Source organism: Acinetobacter sp. HA, assembly GCF_000264725.1.
Taxonomy (GTDB): Bacteria; Pseudomonadota; Gammaproteobacteria; order Pseudomonadales; family Moraxellaceae; genus Acinetobacter; species Acinetobacter schindleri.
Genome location: NZ_AJXD01000069.1, coordinates 1 through 5,781 on the forward strand (window position 1 = coordinate 1; position 5,781 = coordinate 5,781).

At 38.6% G+C, this 5,781-nt stretch carries 6 protein-coding genes and 4 pseudogenes; 5 read left to right on the forward strand and 5 right to left on the reverse strand.

Features of this window, described 5'->3' with window-relative positions:
* Positions 1-336, forward strand: a pseudogene (locus HADU_RS11005) (IS6-like element IS1006 family transposase); the annotation flags it as partial.
* Between the two features lie 51 nt (positions 337-387).
* Here the strand turns inward: HADU_RS11005 and HADU_RS11010 are convergent.
* The 4 genes and pseudogenes from HADU_RS11010 to HADU_RS11025 form a co-directional block, all read right to left on the reverse strand.
* Positions 388-1,521: pseudogene (locus tag HADU_RS11010) on the reverse strand (heavy metal translocating P-type ATPase); the annotation flags it as partial.
* A 178-nt stretch (positions 1,522-1,699) separates the two neighbouring features.
* Entirely contained in the window at positions 1,700-1,894 is a 195-nt protein-coding gene (locus HADU_RS11015) for a heavy-metal-associated domain-containing protein (protein WP_004281879.1), read from the reverse strand.
* 469 nt (positions 1,895-2,363) lie between these two features.
* Positions 2,364-3,245, reverse strand: coding sequence for a copper resistance D family protein (locus tag HADU_RS11020; protein ID WP_008306377.1), 882 nt, complete (start codon positions 3,243-3,245; stop codon positions 2,364-2,366).
* Between the two features lie 64 nt (positions 3,246-3,309).
* Positions 3,310-3,690: a copper resistance protein CopC gene (locus tag HADU_RS11025; protein ID WP_004681441.1), complete on the reverse strand. Its 381-nt coding sequence runs from the start codon at positions 3,688-3,690 to the stop codon at positions 3,310-3,312.
* Between the two features lie 364 nt (positions 3,691-4,054).
* Between HADU_RS11025 and HADU_RS11030 the strand changes: the two genes are divergently transcribed.
* From HADU_RS11030 to HADU_RS15555, 4 genes and pseudogenes are all read left to right on the forward strand, one after another.
* On the forward strand, positions 4,055-4,486 hold the full coding sequence (locus HADU_RS11030) for a hypothetical protein (protein WP_005105848.1): 432 nt from the start codon (positions 4,055-4,057) through the stop codon (positions 4,484-4,486).
* Between the two features lie 26 nt (positions 4,487-4,512).
* Positions 4,513-4,761, forward strand: a complete 249-nt coding sequence (locus tag HADU_RS11035) for a DUF2933 domain-containing protein (RefSeq protein ID WP_004695740.1) — start codon at positions 4,513-4,515, stop codon at positions 4,759-4,761.
* A gap of 20 nt (positions 4,762-4,781) precedes the next feature.
* A pseudogene (locus tag HADU_RS11040) lies at positions 4,782-5,432 on the forward strand (methyltransferase family protein).
* 11 nt (positions 5,433-5,443) lie between these two features.
* Positions 5,444-5,584, forward strand: a complete 141-nt coding sequence (locus HADU_RS15555) for a hypothetical protein (protein WP_155756523.1) — start codon at positions 5,444-5,446, stop codon at positions 5,582-5,584.
* A 27-nt stretch (positions 5,585-5,611) separates the two neighbouring features.
* Here HADU_RS15555 and HADU_RS11045 read toward each other — a convergent pair.
* Positions 5,612-5,781: pseudogene (locus HADU_RS11045) on the reverse strand (IS6 family transposase); the annotation flags it as partial.

Consider the following 5,781-nt stretch of genomic DNA (forward strand, 5'->3'; position numbering starts at 1 on the left):
AATAATGTGAAGAAGTGGCAAATTCCACAAGTGATCAACACGGATAAAGCACCCACATATGGACGTGCTTTATCACGGTTAAAACGGGAAGGTAAATGTCCACCAGACCTTGAGCACAGGCAGATTAAGTATAAAAATAACGTGATTGAATGTGATCATGGCAAGCTAAAGCGGATCATCAGGGCCACATTAGGATTCAAATCTATGAAGACGGCTTATGCCACAATTAAAGGTATTGAAGTCATGCGTGCACTACGTAAAGGACAAGCATCGTCATTTTATTATGGTCAGCCTCAGGGTGAAGTGTGTCTAATCAACAGGGTTTTCGGTCTCTAAGTACTTTTTAAAGGAAACATCATCGACTCAAATCTCTATTTGCAACAGTGCCGTTCCTCCTACCACAGTAGAGCCTATCGTTTTTTCAACGGGCATAGGCTCGCCAGTAATCATGGATTCATCAATAAAACTTTGGCCGTGAATAACTTCACCATCGACAGGGATACGCTCGCCTGGTCTAATCTCTACAATCGTTCCTGTTTGAACTTCGGCAATCGGAACTTCTATCACCTGATTATTGAGCTGTATTCTGGCAACTTTAGGCTGCATTCCAACTAGATGTTGAATTGCTAAAGACGTTCGGCCTTTTGCCTTGGCTTCAAAAAATCTACCTAATAGAATTAAAGTGATAATAACCGCTGCAGCTTCATAATAAACATTGACCGTGCCTTGTGGCAGGACACTTGGAAAGAAAGTAGCAACCACTGAATAAAGATAAGCAGCCAATGTTCCTACAGCCACCAAGGAATTCATGTCTGGTGCTAAGCGGAATAAACTTGGGATGCCCTTTTTAAAGAAGCGTCGGCCTGGAAAAATTAATGCTACTGTGGTCAAGAAAAATTGCATTAACCAGCTATTTTGTTGGCCAATGTTATCCATCATAAACGTATGAAAGGCGGGAATCAGGTGTGATCCCATTTCTAAAATAAAAACGGGTAGAGTCAATAAGACTGACAAAATTAAATCTTTTTTAAGTTTTTCTAATTCAATATTTTTTTTATCTTGAAAGCTTTCCGTAGTTTGATGAACTGACTTTGCTTCAAACCCTGCTTTGGTGACAGCCTGAATTAACGAGTCACGAGTGACAGATGAGCTTGCCTGAATAGTCGCTTTTTCAGTAGCCAGATTTACATGAGCTGATTCCACACCCTCAACAGATTTTAAGGCCTTTTCTACTCGACCTACACAAGAAGCACATGACATACCCTCAATCGTAAGCTCTATTGGTTGCAGCGCTTCCACTTCGTAGCCTGCTTTTTCTACGGCTTTAATTAAAGTAGCGCGATCAAGTGGTTGATGCGCATAAATGACTGCTTTTTCGGTAGCCAGATTTACATGAGCCGATTCAACACCCTCAACAGATTTTAAAGCTTTTTCCACACGGCCTACACAAGAAGCACATGTCATCCCCTCAATCTCTAATGTTTCACTGTAGTGTGGCGTATCAGTCATTTCGGTACTCATATACGATCTCTATCATTTAGATATGCTGAGTTCTATATGCGAAGATCAGCTCGAACCAAGATTAGGGGGAATTCAGGGATTACTTTTATTTCAAGCAAGTACAGGTTTTATCTGTACGATGAGGAAAATAAGAGAGAGTAAAAGTGGTAAGGAATTCCCACTGTTACTCTAACAGAGATTAAGCAGGATCAGCTGTAAATCCACGCTCACTGAGAGTGGCAATGACTTGATCCTGACTCACCGTTGTGTTGATTTCAACAATACGGTTTTGTAAATCAATATCGAGTGAGGCATTCGAGTCGAGCTCTTTAATTGCGGTAGTAATGCCGCGTGCACAACCACCACAAGTCATATTAGCGATGTGAAATTTCATATGTTGCTCCTTTTTAACAAAACATTTGTTTAAAACATTAGAACAGTAACTCTAAACTTTCACCATACAACCAGCCTTTTTCTGAATCAGTTACTCGCTGTAACTTGGTCTGTTTACAACCTTACAGTTTTCTTCAGAGTATTCCAAAGAAGAGTGTTCTAATGACTACAGTAAAAGTACTTAACCAACATTAATGTGACTTTAAAATGACATTTTTGTCATCTACGATCACTCTGAAATTTATAAGATTAGTTATTTCAATCAATGGTAGTGAACTGAATAGATGAGACCGTTATGGGTTGAAGATAAGCTAAAAACCGGTGACTACCTTTATGTATAATGCCTCATGATGCGATTTTACTGTTCTGATTGTCGTAAGTTGGCAGTCCAGTAGAAACTTTATTGCTCAGCTACAAAAGATAAATGCAGTAATGTTAAATTTCCTCAATTCCCTTATTTTGAAATTCTCTTATTCAATACCCACGACAGTGGTTATATAGCCTGTTGTTAATAGAATTGATAGACCTAATAACATCTCAAATAAAATGGCATGACTAAGGTGTTTAGCGAATTTAGGATGTTGAAGACGCGGGGTGAAATACCATTTGTTGAAGGCAGCTAAAAGTAGAATACCTATAACAAAAAACATTTTAACCATGAAACCATAGCCATATGCAGTATTGATTAAGGTATTAAAATCTTTAATTAAAAGAAGAGCTACACTAGCGCCACAGGCGATTAATATCCCAACAATGAAAGCAGCAATACGTCCAAATACATGCATGCGATCTTTTAAAGGTAAACCACTTATTTCCCGGCTGGTTTTCCATAACGGATATAAAGACCCCATCCATAACGACATAACTAGAATATGGATTGATAATAAAATTTGAGCAAGTAAGGTTAAATTAGCGACATGTCCGAGCTGGGAAAAACTAAAAATAATCGGGAGAAGTAAAACACAAAATATTGAACTTTCAATTATAGAAAACTGACCTTTGTTCCTGTTAAGTTTAACCACCATGAGAAGAAGTAAAAGAGCAAAACTAATAGAACGAAGAACGTATATATACCCCGTCGGAGTATTAACCAATATATTAATATACGTGGGGTCCACCATACCTGTAATACCAGTATTGGCAAAACTACCAATCAGAATAAAAAATCCCAAGATACTGGAAATTAGGCCTAATCCAGCGCCAATTGTAATATATTTAAGAATCGATTCTTTTAGTTCAAGATATTGTCTAAGTAAAAAATAGCAAAAGGCTCCACCAACGACAAAAGCTACACTTAAATATAAAATAACCTTAGTTAACCAAGTGGCCCACATCCAATATTCAGAAATCATTATTTTTGTCCATTCTAGAACAACATGCCAGCACCTCACTGACATGTTGAAAGGTAATCAATTCTTATTTAGTTGATTTGATAGTGAAACTATATTCACCATTCATGTTGTGACCATCTTTCCCCATTGTTGTCCAGACAACGGTATATTTACCTTTTTTCAGTTTCGGAAGAGCTACATCAAAGGATTTCTTTAAGTCATGAGTAACTTTATATTTTAAAGGAACATCTCTTCGCTGAGCATCCAGTAACTTAATATTCATCAACATAACCTCTGCACCAAAGTTAAGGGTCAAGTTCTTTGGTTGACTAAGGATAGATGCATTTTCCGCAGGAATCGCACTCACTAAACTCACATGAGCGAACGTAGTTGTAGTAGCCACAATCATCGTTGCAGCTACTACAACATTACGTAGAGCAGTCATTTTATTTTGAAATAATTTCATTTACGTTTCCTCTTGATTCGTTAGTTCATTAGAGATGACTTTATAAAATCTATATTTAATGAGACCACATCATCTCCTCTTATATTTCAATTATTAGTAAGAGACAGAAACAGGGCGATGACTTCAAAATTACATTTTTGTCATTTTTAAAAATCAATAGACTCAAGTGATAAAATTATTCAATAGAAATAAAAAAATTGACTATAACCAGCTACCACCTAAGTAAAACACCGGTGGCATAACCAGCGATCAACTTCATCAAAAGAATGAGTGGAGCAAATAAATGAAAAATACCTCTCTCTATTTGTTTGCTTCATTCATTTAAAGGTTGTATCGGCTGATCAACTGATGGAAGGAAAATATCATGACTTATATCCGCCAAACTTTACTTGCACTTTGTATAACCACTGCCGCTCTAGGTGCATTAGCCCAAAATCCTGAAGAGCATAAAACTCATCACCCAGAAAATACTCCTCCATCCACAGTCACTGTTAAAAAGACAGCTACTGGCACGATGACTCCAGACAAAATGGCTGCAATGGACCAGCACATGAAAGCGATGCAAGCCATGCATGAAAAGATGATGGCTGCAAAAAACCCGCAAGAACGTCAGAAACTTATGGCTGAGCACATGAAACTCATGCAAGGAGGTATAAGCATGATGAAACAGATGGGTAGCCAAAGCATGAATGCCAATATGGCTGACCGTCAGCAAATGATGGAAAAACGTATGGACATGATGCAATCCATGATGCAGATGATGATGGACTGTATGCCTCCGTCAGCAACTAAATAGTTACCCATGAATTAGGGGAAAGCACCATGAATCACCAACACCAAGAAAATAATTCAGTACCTAACTTCTGGTCTACACGTTATGCCATTGGTCTAATCGTGCTGGGTGGTATCGCAGCTTATTTTCTATTAACGGAACATTTAGCCCACGTTATCGGTGCTTTGCCTTATTTATTCCTTTTAGCGTGTCCACTGATGCATATTTTTATGCATGGTGGTCATGGGCATAACCACTCGCAGCAAAAAAAATCCGATATATCTGATAACAAAAAATAGCTCTTATCAGGAGATCCATCATGAATCATGCGGAATCGGCTTATGGTTTATGGACGCTGGTTATCATTAACTCAGCAGTTTTTATCATGTTCGCTTTCAGTTTTTTTAGACCTTCCACTGCGCGCGATTGGCGTACATTTGGGGTCTTTTCGGCTTTTATCATTGCTCTATTTGTCGAAATGTATGGTTTTCCTTTAACCATTTACCTGTTATCTGGTTGGCTTCAAACTCGCTTCCCTCAACTTGACTTACTTTCTCATAATGCAGGTCACTTGTGGTCAACGCTATTAGGTGAAAAAGGTGATCCACATTTTGGCATTTTGCATATCGCCAGTTACGTTTTCTTGGGCTATGGATTTTACCTGTTATCAACGTCATGGCACGTGCTGTACAACGAGCAACGTCAGCATTCTTTAGCGATCACAGGCCCTTATGCACGTATACGTCACCCATAATACGTGGCTTTTGTGATGATCTTGCTGGGTTTTTTATTGCAATGGCCAACTTTACTGACACTGATTATGTTTCCAATCCTACTCTTAATGTACAGCCGCTTGGCAATTAAGGAAGAGGCTGAAATGAGTAAACAGTTTGGCGCTGTCTATGACAGCTATGCTCAACAGACTCCGAGATTTATTCCAAAATTCGGCCATAAAACCACTTTACCATAAGAGAATTATTTATGTCAGATCAAAAAAATCATAACCAGGACCATATGGCACAGGCTACAACAGACGTACTGAAAGACCCAGTCTGTGGTATGACCGTCACTGAAGAATCGAAATACCATGAGGAATTGGCACTGTTGCAAATAGAGATTTGAGTCGATGAAGTTCCTTTTTAAAAGTGCTTAGAGACCGAAAACCCTGTTGATTAGACACACTTCACCTTGAGGCTGACCATAATAAAATGACGATGCTTGTCCTTTACGTAGTGCACGCATGACTTCAATACCTTTAATTGTGGCATAAGCCGTCTTCATAGATTTGAATCCTAATGTGGCCCTGATGATCCGCTTTA